General features: G+C 39.7%; 17 protein-coding genes. 9 read left to right on the forward strand and 8 right to left on the reverse strand.

Going from position 1 to position 18,875, the window contains the following annotated elements:
- Positions 1 to 2 precede the first annotated feature (2 nt).
- A complete protein-coding gene (locus tag CH377_RS14915) occupies positions 3 to 1,298 on the forward strand; it encodes an oligosaccharide flippase family protein (RefSeq protein ID WP_100724562.1) in 1,296 nt (431 codons plus the stop codon).
- Between the two features lie 55 nt (positions 1,299 to 1,353).
- On the opposite strand, the gene CH377_RS14920 is transcribed toward CH377_RS14915, so the two are convergent.
- From CH377_RS14920 to CH377_RS14935, 4 genes are all read right to left on the reverse strand, one after another.
- Positions 1,354 to 2,259: an ATP-binding response regulator gene (locus CH377_RS14920; protein WP_100724563.1), complete on the reverse strand. Its 906-nt coding sequence runs from the start codon at positions 2,257 to 2,259 to the stop codon at positions 1,354 to 1,356.
- A 93-nt stretch (positions 2,260 to 2,352) separates the two neighbouring features.
- On the reverse strand, positions 2,353 to 3,729 hold the full coding sequence (locus CH377_RS14925) for a PDZ domain-containing protein (RefSeq protein WP_100724564.1): 1,377 nt from the start codon (positions 3,727 to 3,729) through the stop codon (positions 2,353 to 2,355).
- Positions 3,726 to 5,195 (reverse strand): S1C family serine protease, encoded by a 1,470-nt coding sequence (locus CH377_RS14930; protein WP_100724565.1) that lies wholly within the window; start codon positions 5,193 to 5,195, stop codon positions 3,726 to 3,728. The genes CH377_RS14925 and CH377_RS14930 overlap by 4 nt, the downstream gene beginning before the upstream one ends.
- Positions 5,188 to 6,072, reverse strand: coding sequence for an LIC11113 family protein (locus CH377_RS14935; RefSeq protein WP_100724640.1), 885 nt, complete (start codon positions 6,070 to 6,072; stop codon positions 5,188 to 5,190). Before CH377_RS14935 ends, CH377_RS14930 begins: the two co-directional genes overlap by 8 nt.
- Before the next feature lie 194 nt (positions 6,073 to 6,266).
- Between CH377_RS14935 and CH377_RS14940 the strand changes: the two genes are divergently transcribed.
- The 5 genes from CH377_RS14940 to CH377_RS14960 all read left to right on the forward strand — a co-directional run bounded on the left by CH377_RS14940 (position 6,267) and on the right by CH377_RS14960 (position 11,869).
- Positions 6,267 to 7,118: a sulfurtransferase gene (locus CH377_RS14940; RefSeq protein WP_100724566.1), complete on the forward strand. Its 852-nt coding sequence runs from the start codon at positions 6,267 to 6,269 to the stop codon at positions 7,116 to 7,118.
- A 62-nt stretch (positions 7,119 to 7,180) separates the two neighbouring features.
- Entirely contained in the window at positions 7,181 to 9,337 is a 2,157-nt protein-coding gene (locus CH377_RS14945) for an alpha-glucosidase (protein WP_100724567.1), read from the forward strand.
- A 67-nt stretch (positions 9,338 to 9,404) separates the two neighbouring features.
- Positions 9,405 to 9,818: a thiol-disulfide oxidoreductase DCC family protein gene (locus tag CH377_RS14950; protein WP_100724568.1), complete on the forward strand. Its 414-nt coding sequence runs from the start codon at positions 9,405 to 9,407 to the stop codon at positions 9,816 to 9,818.
- Between the two features lie 432 nt (positions 9,819 to 10,250).
- Positions 10,251 to 11,036, forward strand: a complete 786-nt coding sequence (locus CH377_RS14955; RefSeq protein WP_423789939.1) for a M23 family metallopeptidase — start codon at positions 10,251 to 10,253, stop codon at positions 11,034 to 11,036.
- 5 nt (positions 11,037 to 11,041) lie between these two features.
- Positions 11,042 to 11,869 carry an HAD family hydrolase gene (locus CH377_RS14960; protein WP_100724569.1) on the forward strand — a complete coding sequence of 276 codons (828 nt, stop codon included), beginning with the start codon at positions 11,042 to 11,044 and terminating at the stop codon, positions 11,867 to 11,869.
- Here the strand turns inward: CH377_RS14960 and CH377_RS14965 are convergent.
- Positions 11,862 to 12,707: a hypothetical protein gene (locus tag CH377_RS14965; RefSeq protein WP_100724570.1), complete on the reverse strand. Its 846-nt coding sequence runs from the start codon at positions 12,705 to 12,707 to the stop codon at positions 11,862 to 11,864. The two genes, CH377_RS14960 and CH377_RS14965, sit on opposite strands and share 8 nt — an antisense overlap.
- 31 nt (positions 12,708 to 12,738) lie before the next feature.
- Complete coding sequence (locus CH377_RS14970) at positions 12,739 to 13,446, reverse strand: RluA family pseudouridine synthase (RefSeq protein WP_100724571.1); 708 nt, start codon at positions 13,444 to 13,446, stop codon at positions 12,739 to 12,741.
- Positions 13,447 to 13,542: 96 nt separating this feature from the next.
- Here CH377_RS14970 and CH377_RS14975 point away from each other — a divergent pair, with 96 nt between their 5' ends.
- Both CH377_RS14975 and CH377_RS14980 read left to right on the forward strand, forming a co-directional pair.
- On the forward strand, positions 13,543 to 14,157 hold the full coding sequence (locus CH377_RS14975) for a helix-turn-helix domain-containing protein (RefSeq protein ID WP_100707703.1): 615 nt from the start codon (positions 13,543 to 13,545) through the stop codon (positions 14,155 to 14,157).
- Positions 14,138 to 15,136 carry a hypothetical protein gene (locus CH377_RS14980; protein ID WP_423789940.1) on the forward strand — a complete coding sequence of 333 codons (999 nt, stop codon included), beginning with the start codon at positions 14,138 to 14,140 and terminating at the stop codon, positions 15,134 to 15,136. The genes CH377_RS14975 and CH377_RS14980 overlap by 20 nt, the downstream gene beginning before the upstream one ends.
- A 41-nt stretch (positions 15,137 to 15,177) precedes the next feature.
- Here CH377_RS14980 and CH377_RS14985 read toward each other — a convergent pair whose 3' ends face one another.
- Positions 15,178 to 16,665 (reverse strand): sodium:proton antiporter, encoded by a 1,488-nt coding sequence (locus CH377_RS14985; protein ID WP_100724573.1) that lies wholly within the window; start codon positions 16,663 to 16,665, stop codon positions 15,178 to 15,180.
- 226 nt (positions 16,666 to 16,891) lie between these two features.
- Between CH377_RS14985 and perRB the strand changes: the two genes are divergently transcribed.
- Entirely contained in the window at positions 16,892 to 17,341 is a 450-nt protein-coding gene (gene perRB / locus CH377_RS14990) for a peroxide-responsive transcriptional repressor PerRB (RefSeq protein ID WP_100724574.1), read from the forward strand.
- Between the two features lie 6 nt (positions 17,342 to 17,347).
- Here the strand turns inward: perRB and lpdA are convergent, their stop codons facing one another.
- Positions 17,348 to 18,766: a dihydrolipoyl dehydrogenase gene (lpdA, locus tag CH377_RS14995; RefSeq protein WP_100724575.1), complete on the reverse strand. Its 1,419-nt coding sequence runs from the start codon at positions 18,764 to 18,766 to the stop codon at positions 17,348 to 17,350.
- Positions 18,767 to 18,875 lie beyond the last annotated feature (109 nt).

Here is an 18,875-nt window from a genome sequence, read left to right on the forward strand (position 1 = left end):
TCATGCTTCGACTTGGATCCTCCTTACAGTTCATTTCCGAAAGTATCGGAAAATTACGGACCTCCGGATTCATACGTAGTTTTTTTTCAGTAGGGTTTTCCAAGGTAATCGCCTCCCTACTGAATTTTATCTTTATGGTTTATTCCGTTCGTATCTTGAGTAAAAACGAGAACGGGATCTTCCAATACTATTCCGGATTTCTGCCAGTACTTTTAGCCGTGGCAGAATTCGGATTACCCACAGCCTTAGTACGTTTCCTTTCTCCAATGACGGAAGACAAAAGAAGGATTGGTGTACTTCTTGCATCTTCTCTTTGGGTCAAATGGGCCGCATTATTTCTACTGGTGGTTGTCACCGGTACCGCTGTTTATTTTTTGAAGGAGAATGCGCTTGCTGCATTTCTTCTCGTATTCGGTAGCTTTGTTCTTTCCTTTAATTCTTATTTCGAAAGTATATTTGTTTCTTTTGGACAATATCATGCGCTTTCGATTTGGTATCCTCTTCCAAATTTGATCCGCATTTTGATTTTGTATTTAGCGGATCAATTTTCAGATCATGCCTTAGGACATTTAGATATACTCGGAATCTTTTCCGTAGCTCCGGTATTTACGATAGTCCTATTCTTCTTATTATTCCCTAGAGGGAAATTACATTGGGCAGGTGATAAGGAAGAAGTCCGGCAACAAACCAAGGAACTCATCTCGTTCAATCGTTATGCGTTTTTAGCATCTTTATTTGCGATCGTATCGGATAGAATGGAATTATTCTTTTTAAATAAATACCATTCTAATGAAGCAGTGGCGGCTTATGGAGTGGCATTACAACCATTCAGCGGATTTGTGATCTTATTTTCTGTTTTGAATTCAATGATCTATCCCAAACTCTCCAGGCTCACGGAGAATAAGGAATTCACTAATTACTTAGGAAAATCCATTTTAGTAGCTGTAGTTTTTGCTCTGGCATTGGGGCCTTGGGTATTTTTGGGAGACTGGGTCTTCTCTGCGCTATTTTCGGGAAAATATCCTGAATCAGTTCCGGTATTCCAGTTATTATATCCAAATTATCTTTTCCAATTGGTGTTTTCTCCTCTCGGAATGGCATTATTTGCATTAGGCCAGCCAAGGTTACTCGCAATACTCGCCTTAGTGAGATTGATCTTTGGATTAATTTTGGATAATCTTTTGATCCCGGAATACGGGACAATGGGAGCTGCGGGAGCGTTTTTCCTAGGACAGATCCCTTCTTGGTTTTTGCTTAGCGGTTATTTTTTAGCGTATTACAAACCTTCTTCCAAGTAAGAGAAGAGTATATTTTAAGATCAGAATATTCTATATTTCTGATAAACTTTCCCACTTAAATTTGTTTTTGTTTTGCTTCTACATTTTGTAACTTTTTGACAAATGTGACTTGGTTTCCTTTATCATTATAAGAGAGAGAATCCACATTCATACGAACTAGGAAGATACCTCTACCTGAAAGTTGACTTGCATTTGGGTCTTGTACAGGATCTGGAACTCTTGCAGGGTCGAAACCTTCTCCACCATCCTCCAAAATAACGGTCACTCTTGTATCATCGTAATCTACTTCTACCTGGATCCATTCTTCTTTGGATTCGCAGATCTTATCCACATAAGAGAAGTAATCGTTCTCTTGGAACATTAACTCTTGTTTTTGATGATAAGTGATACGAGCACAACCATGCTCAATTGCATTTCCTATTAATTCGTACAATGCAACTTTTAAAGAAAGTTGATCCTCATTATGAAGATTAGGAAGATGAGAAAGGGACTTTAAGATCAAATGGACATATTGGTTCAAATTTCCAAGTCTAGGAAGAAGTGCGAACTTCTGTCTGGATTCCCGGACCTGGAACATTCTTTTGTCAACAAGGTCCTTGCCAGCATAAAATAAGTTTTTAAATCTTAAGAGAGAATAACGGATTGCCTCCATCCGAAAAGGTTTGAGGAAAAAATCCACAGCTCCCAATCTAAGAGCGTTGATGGAGATTTGAATGTCCTGATTTCCAGTGATTACTATAAAAGGAGTATCTACTCCTTTTTCCCTCAACTTAGTGATGAACTCAATGCCGTTCATCCTAGGAAGGCGAATATCGGTGATGATCAGATCGAATGTTTCCGACTCCGCTAATACTAAACCTTGTTCCGCGGTTCCTGCAAGAACGAGTTCGTATTCGCTGCCGAAAATTTCCTGGAACAGATCTCGGATAACTTCTTCGTCATCAACGAAAAGGATTTTCATAATAAATTCCTAATTCAGAACTTCCGAATGTTGAATGGACCTATTCGGAAAACAAAAGAAAACCCTGGAAAGGTATTCTAGTCAAGAATTTTGTCAGCGTATATTGTCTAGAGAATCAAGAGAATATAAGGATTTTATCCTTTCATCCAAACTTTTTAACTCTGACTTATCAAAAACTGCCAATTTATTTCCTGAAAACCGGAATACCAAAAATTCGTCCTTATTTTCCGAAATGGCCGCTTTCAAACCTTCTACAGAGTCTACGACCTTATCATTCACTGATTCCAAGATCAAATCTTGGAATTCCTGATAGGCTCTATTCTTCTCATCAGGAAATGCTCTCGAAAGTAATACGATACGACTTCTTTCCGGATGAAGTTTTTTAGAATAACTCTCCGCTAAATATACTAACTTTCTATCGCTGGAGGATTTGTATTTTTCTCCGTATTCCTTTAAGTAAGTATGAGTGAGTTCAGTGAAAAGTAATCCGCCTGCTATGATATATTTAGGAGCGATCTTATCTGAACTTTCAGGGATCAAAAAAGAATCCTCGTTATACGGCCTCAATTGATAACGAATTTCTCTTTTTCTTCCGTCTCTATAAAGAGAAAGAGTGACCCATTCTCCCGAATTAAGATAAGATCCACCCTTGCTGAGCAGAATATCATACAATACTTGTTTTTGTTTAGAAGCAACCGGAGTCCCATTCACGGAAAGAACTGCATCACCTGGAAATAGGTTATGCATCGGCCCAATCCCAGGAAGGACTTCTGAAACAACTGCACCCACGCTTCCTTTCGGAAAATAATAATCTTCTTCTGCAGGAGTTAAGGAACCTTCTGCAGAAAAACCCGGATGAGGGAATGGAGAAGCAGAAGAAAATCTACTTTGGTAAAATCTACGAAGAAGATCAGCACCCGCATTCCAGGTTCCATCAGTGAATCCGCAGACTTTTTTTCCGGAAAAAAGAAAACTTCTGGCTCCGTCTTGGTTTTCTTTTCTCGCAAGTTTAGAAAGAGGTAGAATTGATTTAGAAAATTCTAAACTTCCCCATTCAAAATTAGTGAAGAAGGAGGAACATACTCCCTGTGTTTTTGCACTTTCTTCTAAAAGAGCGATAGGGGAGGCCTTTTTGGATCTTCCAAAGTTTTCAGGAAGAAGGACTATACCAAGTCCTGTATCCAGATCCACTTTTTGGAAATATGCTTTTCTTCCTGCGGATTCTTCTGGATGGATTTCCGCGAATAGTGGAACTTCTCCCGGTTTTAAAAGTGCGAGTGCAGTTCTTTCATCCAAACGGATTGCAGTGACTTTTTTCTGATACGGGGTTCCTTTTTGGAAAGGATTATGATGGGAATATTTCCTAAAATGGACCAGAAGAGAAAATTCTGAATCTGCTTTAGCTTCAATATTTTCTAAAAATCCTAAAAGTGAGAAGATTAGAAGGAATACTAATTTAGAAGATCTCATTTTCCCTCCTTGGATTCATCGGACTTGATATCGAATCTTTTTCTAACTCTTAAGTCTATTGTTCTAACAGTTTTAGCATCCAATACCAAAGGAAGTCCAACCCCTCTAAATTTTAAAACCAAGGTCCCATTAGAGAATTTTTTCCAATAATCCTTAAACTCGGCGATATTCGCCGGAGTTTTTCCATTAATAGATTCTAAAATTTTAAAACGATAATTTATATATTTAGAGTTAAGAGGATCGGGGAATAAAGTGGTTAAGATCAGATCCCTTTCGGTAAATTTGAAAAGATCGTCCTGTATAAAATAACTGTAATGGTATCTAAGAGCGGTCTCTACTCTTTGGCTTTCTTTGCCGAATAATGCGCGGTTCACCGGTTGGAATAAAAGCCCAGCTCCTAAAAAACTTCTGATCTGGCGGTCTCTATACAATTCAAGAGAATCGGTCTTTTTTAACTCTGCTTGGATCTTAAAGTTTTTACCGTTTCTATAAAAATACAGGGTCAGTTTTTGGCCTACGAAACCGGGTTCGATCAGATCTACGATCGTTCTTCCTGTAAATTCTAAAAGACCACCTTCATTATTCAGATAAGCCTCATCGACCTTATATAAAAAATCATCCGTTTGCAAAACATCCGAAAAAGAAGAATTCGGATATACCTTATTCACAAGCACGCCTTGTAAATTCTGAGGAACACCTAAATACTTTTTCACAGACTCGGAGTTCCCATTTTGGAAAGTAAAACCTACGAAAGGGAACCCATCATATTGACCGTCTTGTATATCTTTTAAAAAATGTTGTACTACTTCAGGCGGAATAAGATAAGCAGTATTTCCTTGGATTTGGCTAACTTCGAAAATAATCCCTGCCACTTTTCCGTTTTGGATAGCAGGACCGCCAGAATATCCTGGAAGAATATTGGCTCCCACACGGATTACTTTTCTATAATCTAAACCTGTAAAAGAATATCTCAATCTTTCCACACGATTGACTAAACCGTTTTCTAATGTGAGATTTTCTGCACCTTCCGGATAACCAAGCATCAAAAGATTACTTCCTAAGGAAGGGGATTCTTCTGCAATTTCCAAAGGTTCTACAGCAGAGAAAAATTCTTCGTCCTCTACGGAGATTAAAGCCAGATCACAGTCGAAACCTATAAATTCAACTTTCGCATTATAATATTTACTGCTATTAAAACGTTTTACCTTCAAATACTTGGATTCGGAGATCACATGAGCATTTGTTAATATTCTGTTTCCTGCAATAATGAACCCTGAACCCACGTCGCGAGAAAGATCCTGATCCCCGAACTCCAGAGGATCACTTGCATCCGGGTAAATATCGCTTCTGACGATAACAACACCGTTCAATAATGTTTTAAGATCAGAGTTCCCATTTGTTTGGGAAAAAACAGGAAAGCTAAATATTAGTATCAATCCCGTGCGAAGTATCCAAAACTTATTCATGAAATAACTCCGCGTCGGACCATACAATTTTATCCTTTTCTACTGATTCTAATTTCAATTTTGCCAGGTAACGTGCTCCTTCTTGGAGTTCTTCAGTCGGTTGGTTATCCACTAAAACATTTCCGCTCAGATCCGCTTTGATCCTGATCCAGGAATAAGGAGAATCTGGCAAACAACTGGCTTGGAAAGAATAATATAAAGATTTATCCCAATAAAAATCCGCATCCTTACCCAAATAAAGAAGAGGGCAGGAAGAATCAAAAAAGATCTCTTTTCCTTTCGGAGTAGGACGGTCTATCGGGTGTTTGGCAATACTTAAGAAATATTGCAGACCAAAATTCACTGTGGAAGCTTTATCCACGAGTTTAGTTTCCTGATTGGATTTCTCGCCCGGTATAGATTTGGAACTTGCAGCTTTTAAATTGTCTGCAGAAAATTCCAACTCCCAATAAACGGTTTTGCCCAACTTAACCGGACCTTTCACTCTGAAAGAATCTATTCTTTCGGGGGAACGTAATCTTTCTTCTCCTGAATAAAAGAAACCATTCAGTTTTTTTCCGGGGCAATCCAAAGAAAGATACTGAATGTCCTCGGACTCAGGAAGAGATTTAAACTTACACTCACCAATATGAACGGTGCCATGTTGTTTGAACCATTCTTTCAAAGGTCTCGCATCTTTCTCTTTGCTGTATTTTCTCCAAGCTTCTTGAAATTCTTTCTCAGCAAAGTCTCCAATCCTGGAAATTGGCTTTTGGGTTAGTGGTTCTTCTGCGAAACTTCCAGAATCCGGAATAAAAACGGAAAAAAACAATAAAACTCCCAGGCTCGCAAAAGAAAGAAGGAGTCTTTTCGTTCTTAAATGGAAAATATTCTGCATCGGGGAAAACATTCTTAATTATTATCGGTTCGGGAAAAAGCGGATTTTACAGATCTGAAAATAGAAGAGGAATTTCCGTAGAATTCTTGCGATTATGTCTCGAATTTTCAAGAATACCAAAAAAAAGTTAAACTCTGAAACGGGACTGTGAAATATGGTTAAAACTAAGAGTAAAAAATATAACGGTATTCATCTTGTCTCACTGGAGTTTTCTTAAAACCGACCTGAACGAAAAGCAGGACTTATTCATCGATTGTCGCTCCCAAGCGCAATACCAGGAATCCACCTTAAAGGGTGCGTATTATTTTCCATTCGTCAAAAAGGCTTTTGCTTCCGATCCGGACTCTTCCAAAAAATTATTGGGTCCGATCGAAGAGATACTTGCTCTCGCTAAAAAAGAAGAGAAGTCCAGGATTTTGGTTTTTGACGAAGGAATGGGGATGTTCGCATCCAGACTTGTTTTCCTTTTGAGATGCGCAGGTTTTCAAAATGCGTTTTTGATCGGACAACGTTGGCCTGTAGATGGAGCAAAAGAAAAAGGTTCTAAAGAATTAGATATAGGACCTTCTTCCAAAGTCCGCAAATTAGAAGGAGTGATAGATAAGGCTTTCTTAGAAAAGAACTTAACTAGACTCCAAATTTTCGATACTCGCACACCTGAAGAATATGATGGAAAACTTCCTCGTTTGACTGCTCCTGAACCGGGAAGTCTATGCGGAAGATTACCGGGCGCATTCCTTTGGGATTGGAGAATGTTGTATGACGCGAACGGTGAGCTCGTAGACAAAACCTTCTTCAATAAAAAGTTAAGAGGTTTCCCTTTCATGCCTGAAAGGACCACTGTTATCTATGATTATAATGGAGCAAGATCCTCCTTGCTTGCAATGATGCTCAAAGAAGTTGGATACAACGACGTAAACGTATATGTCGGCTCTTGGTTCGAGTGGAGAAAATCCAATCTACCTAAACAAGCAGCGAATATTTACGGACAGGCTGGGGCAGGAACTTCTGCACCGAGAGTCGGCGGTGTAGACAGAAAAAGTTAAAAAAAGAAAGACTTTTGAAGCTTCATAAAAGAACCTCTCGTTAGTTTCTAAGAGGAATAACGATGAGGTTCTTTTTTATTATCAGCATACTATTTGCATTTTTATTGGATTGCAGATCCAGATTTGAAAAAATCTCTCCATTTTCCATTCCTCCTCAAGAATTCGACCTTGGTAACGGTGTTAAAGCTACATTCGTGCCAAATGAACTATCGTTCATAACTTCTAAAGGTAAAATACTAGAGTTTTCTCTCAAGGATTCATTTCTTTCTTCCGCGAAAGGAGAACAGATCGTAAATTATAGAAAGGCAACCTTCAAGATCAAAGATAAGATTTTATTAGAATGTGGATCTCAAACAATCGAAAGTTTTGGACTGGAATCAGGCGCATTAATACTAAAAGGAAAACTTACCGGAAAAAATTGTGAAACAGGATATTCGATCCGATTTGTATCTTCTTCTAATTTTGGATTAGATTGGAAGGTAGAAGTTTCTAATCCGGAATTAAATCGCACATTTATAAAATTCAAATCGGATGAGACAGAAAGTATTTATGGACTCGGTGAACAATTCTCTCATCTAAATCTAAAAGGAAAAAAACCATTTTTATTTTCTGAAGAACAAGGAGTGGGAAGGGGAGACCAACCAATTACCTGGGGAGCAGAATTATTAGAAGGAGCTGGCGGAAATGAATACAGCACCTATACTCCCATCCCATTTTTTCTCACTTCACGGAATAGAGCATTCTTCTTTGAAAACAGCTCTTATTCCGTTTTTGATTTTGAAGAAGATTCTGAAATTACGATAGAGTTCAGAGAAAGAGGACTTAATGTTAAATCCTGGAAAGCCGCGAGTCCTAAAGAGATCTTAAAATTATACACTTCACATACTGGAAGGTTTCCGAATCTACCTGATTGGGCTTATGGAACCTGGCTTGGCATCCAAGGTGGAAAGTCAGTCGTTTTGGAAAAGATAGAAGAGGCAAAAAAAGCAGGAAATCCGATCAGCGCACTTTGGATCCAAGACTGGGTAGGACAAAGAAAGACCGTATTCGGTTCTCAACTTTGGTGGAAATGGTTTCCGGACGAGACTAGATATCCTGATTTTAAAAACTTCGTAAAAACACTAAATCAAAATGGTATTCAGGTTTTAGGATATATCAATCCAATGCTTGCCACAGAGGGACCTCTGTTCGAAGAAGCTGTTAAAAATAATTATTTAGTAAAAGATAAAGAAGGAAAAGATTATATAGTCCAAACTGCAGGATTTCCCGCAGGACTACTTGATCTTACGAATCCAAAAACTCGAATTTGGGTCAAAAATATCATTAAACAAAATCTAATAGGTAACGGACTCTCAGGTTGGATGGCGGATTTCGGAGAATGGTTGCCTACTGATGCAGTTCTACTCTCTAAAGAATCCTCAGAGATCTATCATAATCGTTATCCAGTAGAATGGGCAAAGTTGAACAGGGAAGCTATCCAAGAAGCAGGAAAAGAAGGACAGATCGTATTCTTCACTCGAGCCGGCTATAGTTACTCCAATAAATATTCCACTTCCTTTTGGGCGGGAGACCAAATGGTAAGCTGGGGAAGACATGATGGGATCGTATCTTCTTTGATCGGGATCCTGAGTGGAGGAATGTCCGGACTTAGTTTAAATCATAGCGATATAGGTGGATACACCACGATCCCAAGTCCTATTAAAGATTATTTCAGATCAAAAGAATTATTTTTACGTTGGGCGGAATTGAACGTATTCTCTCCGGTTTTCAGGACCCACGAAGGGAACAGACCCGCTAAAAACCACCAGCCATATTCGGACCCGGATACAGTAAAAGAATTTGCAAGATACGGACAGATGCACCTTGCATTAAAAGAATATTTCAAATTTTTAAATAAAGAAGCAAGCGAAACGGGACTTCCTCTATTACGCCCACTTTATCTTTCTTATCCGGAAGACAAAAATACAAGAGATCTGCAAAACCAGTTCTTACTTGGAGAGGATCTGCTTGTAATCCCAGTCTTACAAAAAGGAGAAGATACTGTAAAAGGATATCTACCTAAGGGGGAATGGGAACATGTTTGGACGGGTAAAACATTCCAGGGAGGAGTTTGGATAGAAACGGAAGCTACTCTTGGATCCCCTGCGATCTTTTTGAAAAAGAAAAGTGCCTGGTATGAAAAACTAAAGTCAGCACTTATCGTTTTCAAAAAGAATTGAGTAATCGGTTTTTGTTTAAGAAATAAAACTTCTATACTGTCTAAATAGGGAAGAGAAGAAGGCCCCTTTGTCGGAATTTAAAGATCCAATCGTACTATTTGATGGAGTATGCAATTTATGCAACGGTGCAGTGAATGTACTTTTGGATCTGGACAAAGGTAAAAAACTAAAATTTGCCAGCCTTCAGTCTGAATATGCAAAAAAATTGATCCAATCTAAAACCTTGGAAGAAAAAATCCGTGGTATAGACAGTATCCTTTTCTGGGATGGGAAAGAGATTCATATAAAATCCAATGCAATCATTGAAATCTGTGATAAATTGGGCGGTTTTTGGAAAATCCTAAAACTCAGTTACATCCTCCCAAGACCGATTCGCAATCTTCTATATGATCTAATCGCAAAAAACAGATATAGACTCTTCGGAAAAAGGGAATCTTGCAGAATGCCGACGCCGGAACTAAAAGAAAGGATCCTAGGGTAGGACAATCAGCCTCTTTCTTCCATTTTCCCCTAAAAATACCCGCAAAATCTGGCCGTTAAGTACCTCCCTTTATGTCTATTCCATCCAGGTTTCCGGGTTCAATCACGACGAAACTTTCCCCAAATTTCTGAAAACTTTTCAGTAAGTTTGTATTTTTTCGGGACTCTAACTATGGCACCTTGTAAAAATACCTAAAATTCTTTAAAATATGCTAAAAATCAATATAATTAGGATTAAAATAATTAATTTCATTAGTATTCGGTCGGATTCGTTTGATATCGTTAATTCCCTTGGATTTGGGTGGAGAAAAATCCTTGTCCCAAGATTATGGACCAGGAGGATAGGTTGAACTTTCGGAAATTTACTGCCGATCTTAAAAGCAATACCCGTTTTTTAAGAGAATTTTTGGCGGCGCAAAAAGGAAAGAACCAAATGAAAAGAAAAACTATTCTTTCGCTAGTAGGCGCATCTGCACTCATATTCCTTTCCTGGAAATCTTTCGCAAATACATATTTGGAAGAAGTAAAGGTAGATAACCAATTCATCCAAACCTATCAATCAAGAGAAGGGATCTGGATCGTTCCTGGAAAAGTAAAAGAATCCTTAGAGGATCTTTACCATAAATTTGGAACCTCCGAAAGAGAAGTTCGTCTTCTAAACGGGATCCATGACAGTGGAAAAATCCAAAACTCTGAGCCTGTATTTTTCCCTTATAACGCAAATTATACACGCAATCTCCTATTAGAGGACAAAGGAAGAGAGATCTTCACCTCTGATGCCAGAGAGTTGATCTGGCCTTTAAGCTTTAAGTATTCCAGAGTTACTTCTAGATTGGGAAGACGTTGGAATGCCCTCCATGCCGGCGTGGACATTGCTTGCCCGAACGGATCCGTAGTGATCGCTGCAGCCGACGGAGTTGTTACTGATTCCAAAAGAGACGGTGGATACGGACTTAGAGTAGTTCTTTCTCATCCTCAAATCAATGGGATCCAGACATTATACGCACATAATTCTCTTCTTTTCGTAAAGCAGGGAGACAAGGTTAAAAAAGGACAGGTGCTTGCACTTTCGGGGAATACCGGGCACACGACCGGGCCTCATGTTCACTTCGAAGTTCGTTACCAAAACGTTGTGCTGAATCCTGAACATTATCTTCCTCCTTTCTTAGCGGATAAAGAATCCCAAGTTGCGATTGCAAAAGAAACCATCCAACAATAATCACATTGCTCTCTAATTCCGACTGGTCTTCTGAAATCTTTTCCTATTTAGAAGAGAACCTGACCGGTCGTAAATTCCAAACTGCTCTATTTGATTTTGATAATACTCTTGTCCGAGGTGATTTCGGAGAAGAAGTTATGTGCGAACTTCTGAAGGCAGGAGTTCCTTGGATCCAGTCACTTGCTCCTTTTTTTCCAGAACAAACAATCTCCGAAAAAATGGAGACCTTACGTAAGACTGATACTCAGGCCTTCATGGACGAGATTTGGAAATATTATGAATCCAAGATAGAAAAAGAGGGCTTAGGGATCGCTTATAGATGGTCTACTTGGATTTTTTCTGGCAGATCTACCAAAGACTTACAAGATACTGCAAAACTTGTTTGGGGAAGGCATCAGTCGGATACGAGCTCCAATGCGGTCCAAGCATTTGCTTCCATGTTTGAGATCGTAAAAGAATTAGAGAAGGTCGGGACCAAAATTTGGATCGTAACTGCTTCTCCTGAACCAGTGATCCAAGTAGTCTCGGAACAATGGGGAATCCCTAGAGAGAATGTACTTGGTATGAGACTTGTCGAAAAGAACAGGATCTTAAGTCACGAATTGATTGAACCTTTCACTTACGGGATCGGAAAAGTAGAATTAGTGAATCTTGCAAATGGAAACCAAGGATACGATATTGCATTCGGAGATTCAGAGAATGATTTTCCTATGCTATCTCATGGAAGATCCAATGGTATATTTTTAGACCGAGGTAAGAAGAAGGTCCCACCTACGGGGACTCTTATCCAAAGTGTTGCGAATTGGAAAACAATTCCAAAGCCGCTTACCTAATTTTCAAATACTCAGGCATTTCTGGAAGTTTGTCTTCCGTCCAAAGCCAGTCTCCTACTAAGGAAACGATCGGTGCCTTCTCTCCTTCTAAAATTTTAAGCAATGCAATTTTCAAATCTTTCGGCTCGGTAATCCTATAGGGAATCGATGGGAAGTTTTTTCCAAAACTTTGATTTTCCTTTTGTTGGATATAATCAATGAAGAAGTCTCCGAATTTTTTGCCTGAGGCCTTTTGATCTTCCATCAATTTTTGTAAGTCAGGATGAGGAGAAGATTTGGCGAGTCTTTGTAGAATGATCGTGATCCCTCTTACACTTTGGCTGAAAAATGTTCCCGCACGGATAATTTTTCTGGAATCCGGTTTTTGTAGGGCCCATTCTTCCATTTTCTTTTTGATGAATGCCAATGAACCGTAAAATGTAAGTAAGTGGGGAAGGTAATAATAAGCGGAATATCCTACTGTGATCTTTGGGTTTAATTTTTTCTCCAAGTCCACCATCGGATCCAAACAGAATTTTGCTGTAGCAATAATATCTTCGTCTGGAGTTTCGGATACTGGATACCCTAAGTTTCCTCTGGCAGGTGTATAGATAAGTAAATCTACTTTAGCATTTTCTTTATTTAAGAATTTCTGAATATTCGAAACCGCTTCTTCCGGTTCTTCTAACTTGATGAGTGGGATTGTTTTGTCTGAACCTTGTACCTGAGATTCTCCGGAGGTAGTGGAGTAGATTTTCCAATTTTGTTCTGACTTGGAGGAATATTCTCGAATTGCCTCGATGGCGCTATGTCCTGCTGCTCCTGATCCACCTATGATCAATGCTATTGATTCGCTCATTTTCGCCTCCAAGAAGTGAGGACCAGCTTACTCATTCTGGGAATCGTATACCAGAAAAAAAGTGCATGTAAGGTTGAAAATCGATCGGAAGCTCTGATATAATTTTTATATCTTCTTCAAATTCATTTTTGAATTTTAGAAGATAAGAATGTAATAAAAAACGTTTTGGTTTAGAAACTAAACTTTTAGCGGAAGAATCATCGTAAGTTTCATCTCCCAAGATAGGAGTTCCGATAGAAGATAGATGAAAACGAATTTGGTGCCTTCTTCCCGTAATTAGTTTTGCAGCAATCAAAGAGAGATTTTTCTCCTTTGAATAGGAAAGAAGAGTAAAATCAGTGATTGCTTTTTTACCACCTGAACGAACCGAACTTACCTTTCCTTTCCCATCTTTTAAGAAGCACTCAACTCTGAATTCTTTCTCTTTTGGAATTCCAACACAAACAGCCAAATAGGTTTTTTCCGAATCTGCTAAGATATTATCGGCTTCTTTGTTTTTAGATGGTTCCTTGCAGAATAATAAGATGCCGCTAGTATCTCGATCTAATCTGTGGAGCAGCCTTAGATCCGGCTCCTTCTCCTGCTGGCGTACAAGATCTTCCAGATTAGGACGATTTGGATCGAATGTAGCATGAACCGGGATCCCCGCCGGTTTTTCTACAGCAAGTAGGAACCCCTTCTCATACCATTTATGGATCGGAATCTCAGGGACCTGGAATTTTGGCTTTGTTTCCCTCATAGAATCCTTTGTTCGTTCTTATCTAATTTGATCATCCTCTTTTGAAAGGATTGAAATTGGATTGACACATCTTCCGTTATATTGGACGAATTAGGTATGAAACAGGCCGACGCCGAAGAACTGGATGGGAAGGAACTCATCTCCAGCGAACATATAACAGAAGTCGTTAAAGAAAACCTAAAATTAATTCGCCATACTAAAGGACTCTCATTAGACAAATTGGCATCTCGTTGTGGCGTGAGCCGAGCCATGCTTTCTCAAATAGAGCAAGGTAAAAGTGTTCCTACAATCGCAGTATTATGGAAGATCGCAACCGGTCTTAACGTTCCTTTCAGTGAACTTCTAAAAGAGAAGGGAACAGAGGGAGTTTTTCTCTTAAAAGCAGAGAATACAAAAGTCTTATATTCCAGCTCAAAGGTATATTCTAGTCGTGCCTTGTTTCCGTTTATCGGAGGCAGAAGGGTAGAATTTTACGAACTGATCCTGAAACCGGGTGGAATCGAAGTTGCAGAGGCTCATAAAGCTGGAACAACTGAGAATCTCGTAGTGGTCCAAGGAAAATTGCGCCTCCGTGTGGGGGACAAGGTGGTAGAACTGGATGCAAAGGATTCCGTATATTTTAGAGCGGATGTTCCCCACGAATACATCAACCCAACAGATACCGAAACTCTTATGTATCTGGTCATGGAATATACGGACGAAGCTAACTAAACTTTTAGTCCTAAGTTTACTCCTCACTCCGGGCCTTCTATTTTCGGAAGCGCCCGATCCTTCCACAGGTTATTTCGGTATCGATCGATACGAAGAACAGATCTCTTGTCATGAACAGGATTGTATCCGCTATACTTTGGATGAATTAAATTCCAAAGGTGGAAAATCAGAAGTACGAAAACTTTTAGAAGAGAATGCTGGGAAGGTCTTGGTGGATCTTTCCGGAAAAAACCTAAAACTTGCAGATGATGAACTAGATGATCTCAGGGATTTTCTATTAGAAATTTCTAAAAGAGATGGAAGAGTCGCCATTGAAAAATTACATATTGCGATCCGAGGACTGGAGATCGCAGATCCGCCCGTTTTGAAAGATGTAGGCCTGATCGGTTGGGGTCTTATCAGAAGAATTTACAGAAATGTATATTTCAAGAGGACAGGCGATTATAACGCGAAGGTCCTATACCATCCTGGAAGTGGAAAGATCAACCTGATCTTCTTCGTTCATAAAAGATACGGTGATATCTGTGAGACAGTATTTTCTTCCTGTAATGAAATTGAATATTTGGATGAGGATACATTCGATCTTCAATTATCCACTGCACTCAGGGAATCCAAAGAGAAGGGACTTCCAGTTAGGGTCAATTTTAAACAGGTCCAGGCTTCTTTTCCGGAAACCAAATTGGAATGGGAGAATGTAAAAAGTATAGGAAGATCCGCTAGAATGTATAAATGGCTCGCTCTTCCCAAAGAAACAGAAATGAAACCTTTGAGTAGATCTAGGTTTCTCCCTCTGCAAGCAGCATTGACTGTGATCGATTATTCTGTTTCTGTATTTGACTATGTGAATCAAATTATAATGTATAAACCTGCAAGAACCACAAAGGCAGAAGTATTATACACACAAAGATTAACTGAAGAAGGAGTTCCCGGAACCAAAACAATTCATTCGGTTGTGTTTATTCCGGTTAAGGAAGAGTAAAATTCTCCGCCTCAGAATGAAGCGGAGAAGGAACAGATCTTTTAGAGGAAGAAGACCCAGGTCAAGAGTAAGAAAGTAGGAATCAAAAGTAGGAAAGAATACAATACGTATCCTCCGAAACTTGGCATTTTGACCTTATTCTCTTCTGCTACCGATTTTACCATGAAGTTAGGGGCATTCCCTATATAGGTCAACGCACCCATAAATACCGCACCCACGGAAATTGCTTTAAGCAATTCCTCGCCTACTGGGTCCGCTAAAATCTGAGTTACATTAGAAAATCCTAATAATCCTTTAGCTAAAGATAAGAAGGTTAGGTAAGTCGGAGCATTGTCCAGGACTCCTGAAAATCCACCCGTTACCCAGAAGAATTGCCATCTTTCGGTAATTCCTAATTCTTTTCCATGATGTTCCAGTAGCAATAATGCAGGGATCATGGTTAAGAAGATACCGATGAACAAGTAAGCCACCTCTTGGATTGGACCTAAGGTGAACTTATTCTTTTCTCTCAGTTTAGGATCGGAAGTCACTTTAGACAATGCTATGAGTCCGATCAGGACCGCTTCTCTGATAAAACCTAAGAAAGGATATTTTTCAATCGCAGGAATATAGTTTTGGTTCAAGAAAGCAACGGAAAGGATCACTCCTAATAGCCAAAGTAGGTTTACCTGACCTTCTAATCCAAGTGGTTGTCTATGAGAATGATCGTAACGGATATCCTTTTTAGTTTCTTTCCCGTGCATGATCGTGTCCCAGATAAAATAGATCACGAGTAATATTCCCGAAGCTAGGATCATTTCAGGGAATAGTTTGAATGTCCAAACGAATGGAACTCCCTGCAGATACCCTAGGAATAGAGGAGGATCTCCAAGAGGAGTCAAGGAACCGCCGATATTGGAAACCAAGAAGATAAAGAAGATCACTGTGTGGACCACATGTTTTCTTTCAGAATTGGTTTTAAGTAGAGGCCTGATCAGAAGCATAGACGCTCCAGTCGTTCCGATAAAAGAAGCCAGGAAAGTTCCAACAACCAAGAAGATTGTGTTATTTACCGGAGTAGCTTCAATATCTCCTTTTAAAACGATCCCGCCTGAAATATAGAATAGTGAGGCAAGCAGAATGATAAACGGAATATAATCGAATACCATAGTGTGGAAAATTTTTCCACCCCAGCTATGCGCCATTAAGATCCCGAAAGAAACTCCTCCAAGAGCTAAGGAAAGAAGAAGTTTGTTATTATTGTTTTCCCACCAATGCTCTGTCGTATGAGAGATCAAGGGTAGAAGTGCGATACTGAGTAGGATTAATACGAAAGGAATGACCGACCAAAGAGGAAGATCGTCTCCTGCCTCACCATGAGTCGATGCAGTCTCTTGGTGCCCGTTTCCAGTTCCATGTTCCCCATGGCCTGCATCCGTTTCGGATTGAGCCAGTGTATTTGTTTGAGGGGATGCCCCTGTTTCTGCCCAAACGGAAACGTTTAGGACCAGGGAGAGAAAGAGTAGGGTAGTAAAAAATTTGTTTCTCATCATTCTCTGCTTTTCGAAGATTTTTCGTCAGGTTATAGAGATTCAGATAGGTTTCAAAGGAAAATCCATGATTTCTCGGGTTTTTTTGGCCTCCTTTTTTTGGATTGCATAAATCCTTCCTTTTTTGCAAGATCCTAATAGGAATTCATATCTTCTAGACTTTTTGCTTTATATTCGGCCCTTTCGGACCGTCAGATATATAGGCCCATAGAGAGAACCGACGACCATGACTGTTTTAGGTAAACACAAACAATACTGCCTGACTCCGGACGAAATAGAGAGTAGATTAAAATCGGTTTCAATACAGCCGACTATGCAAAGGATTTCCATTTGCCAATACGTTCTTTGTGAAGCGGATCATCCAACCGCCGAAGAAGTAAAAGAATGGGTAGATAAACGTTCTTTAAAGATGAGTTTGGCAACCGTCTATAATACTTTAAACGTTTTAGTATCTGCAGGTCTATTAAGAGAGTTTAAATTTTCCTGTTTGGGTAAATCGGTATTCGATAGCAATATCGACGACCATTTCCACTTCTTTGATGAGAAGTCAGGAAAATTCCATGACCTGGACGCGGAACTTCTAACAATAGATTCCAAACTTCCTAAAGAGTTTAAAGTGAATAAGATGGATATCCTATTCACCGGATCATTGGAAGAATCCAACGTTTCCGCATAAATTCCGTTAGATATTAATCGCTTCGCCTAACGCCTGTCCTGCTGCTTCCATTACAGATTCTGAAAGTGTGGGATGGGCGTGTATCCTTCCTGCAATTTCTTTTAGAGTCAGTTCGGATCCCATTCCCAAATTGATCTCACCTAAAATTTCGGTTACATTCGGCCCGATCAAATGTGCTCCAAGTACTTCTCCGGTTTTGCGGTCTGCAACTAGTTTTACCATTCCTTCTACTTCACCTAAAGCTTGTGCTCTACCGTTTGCCCTGAATGGGAATTTTCCTACTACCACGTCTATGCCTGATTTTTTGGCTTCTTCTTCTTTTAAACCTACTGAAGCGACTTCCGGATGGCAGTATGTGCAGGCAGGGATCTTAAGATAATCCAAAGGTTCAAAAACTAATCCATGCGGATTTTTATTTTGGATAGAGATAGCTTCTGCTGCTTTGACCCCTTCTGTAGAAGCCACATGAGCGAGTAACGGAGCTCCAATGCAGTCCCCGATCGCATAGATATTCGGGACCTTGGTCCTGAATTTAGTATCTACCTTGATAAATCCTTTTTGCAGGAATACTCCGATCTCTTCCAGATGTATTCCTTCCGTGTTTGGAGTAACTCCAATTGCGACTAATACCTTATCGTATTTTTTTCTTTCTCCCTCTTGGGCTATACCTTCTCCTTTTAGAAGAATAGAAACTCCATCCGATTCCAGTTTTGGTTCGGAAACTCCAACGCTTGTCAGGATCTGTATCCCTCTTTTTACGAAAGAGCGGTTGAGTAGGTTTGATATTTCAGGATCTTCTAATGGAAGGATTTTATCCTGCATTTCTATGACTGTTACTTGGGTTCCCATGCTAGAGTAGAAGTCTGCAAATTCAATTCCGATTGCTCCTGCACCAATGATCGCCAAGGTTTTAGGAGGGGAGTCTTGTATCATTGCATGTTTGCTGGAAAGAACCTTGTCCCCATCGAATGGAAGTCCTGGAAATTCCTTAGGCCTTGCGCCTGTTGCGATGATAAAATATTCGGATTGGATCTCTTCTTTAGAAGTGTCAGGAAGCCAGATCGTATTTTTGTCTTTAAAAACTGCGCTTCCTTTCTTTACGGAAATTTTATTCTTCTTCATCAAGAATTCTACTCCGTTAGACATTGTGTCCGCAACACCTCTGGAACGTTTGATTATATTCGGAAAATCCGGAGAGGCTTTTTCCACTTTCAGGCCGAAGGATTCTGATTTGCGAATGGACTCTAATAAATGTGCGGATTCTAAAAGTGCTTTAGTGGGAATACAACCCCAGTTCAAACATACACCGCCTAGTTTTTCTTTTTCTACTAGACATACGTTCAATCCGAGTTGGGCAGCTCGAATAGCGGCCACATATCCTCCAGGGCCTCCGCCGATCACAGTCAGGTCGTAGTTTTCCGCCATCTCATTCCTCCGGATGGCAATTTTGGATTTTTATTCCGACTCTGGGAAGAAGATTTTGTAGGGAGAGGCACGGAGTTTTTTGGGAGTCACAGAGGGTTTTCACACGGAG

This window comes from Leptospira haakeii, assembly GCF_002812045.1.
Lineage (GTDB): Bacteria > Spirochaetota > Leptospiria > Leptospirales > Leptospiraceae > Leptospira_B > Leptospira_B haakeii.

Excerpts from the sequence above, each read along its gene's own strand:
- CH377_RS14915 (WP_100724562.1), top strand. The coding sequence starts at position 3 with ATGCTTCGACTTGGATCCTCCTTACAGTTCATTTCCGAAAGTATCGGA.
- CH377_RS14955 (WP_423789939.1), top strand. The coding sequence starts at position 10,251 with ATGAAAAGAAAAACTATTCTTTCGCTAGTAGGCGCATCTGCACTCATA.
- CH377_RS14975 (WP_100707703.1), top strand. The coding sequence starts at position 13,543 with ATGAAACAGGCCGACGCCGAAGAACTGGATGGGAAGGAACTCATCTCC.
- CH377_RS14970 (WP_100724571.1), bottom strand. The coding sequence starts at position 13,446 with ATGAGGGAAACAAAGCCAAAATTCCAGGTCCCTGAGATTCCGATCCAT.
- CH377_RS14965 (WP_100724570.1), bottom strand. The coding sequence starts at position 12,707 with ATGAGCGAATCAATAGCATTGATCATAGGTGGATCAGGAGCAGCAGGA.
- perRB (WP_100724574.1), top strand. The coding sequence starts at position 16,892 with ATGACTGTTTTAGGTAAACACAAACAATACTGCCTGACTCCGGACGAA.
- CH377_RS14925 (WP_100724564.1), bottom strand. The coding sequence starts at position 3,729 with ATGAGATCTTCTAAATTAGTATTCCTTCTAATCTTCTCACTTTTAGGA.
- CH377_RS14920 (WP_100724563.1), bottom strand. The coding sequence starts at position 2,259 with ATGAAAATCCTTTTCGTTGATGACGAAGAAGTTATCCGAGATCTGTTC.
- lpdA (WP_100724575.1), bottom strand. The coding sequence starts at position 18,766 with ATGGCGGAAAACTACGACCTGACTGTGATCGGCGGAGGCCCTGGAGGA.
- CH377_RS14985 (WP_100724573.1), bottom strand. The coding sequence starts at position 16,665 with ATGAGAAACAAATTTTTTACTACCCTACTCTTTCTCTCCCTGGTCCTA.
- CH377_RS14935 (WP_100724640.1), bottom strand. The coding sequence starts at position 6,072 with ATGCAGAATATTTTCCATTTAAGAACGAAAAGACTCCTTCTTTCTTTT.
- CH377_RS14945 (WP_100724567.1), top strand. The coding sequence starts at position 7,181 with ATGAGGTTCTTTTTTATTATCAGCATACTATTTGCATTTTTATTGGAT.
- CH377_RS14930 (WP_100724565.1), bottom strand. The coding sequence starts at position 5,195 with ATGAATAAGTTTTGGATACTTCGCACGGGATTGATACTAATATTTAGC.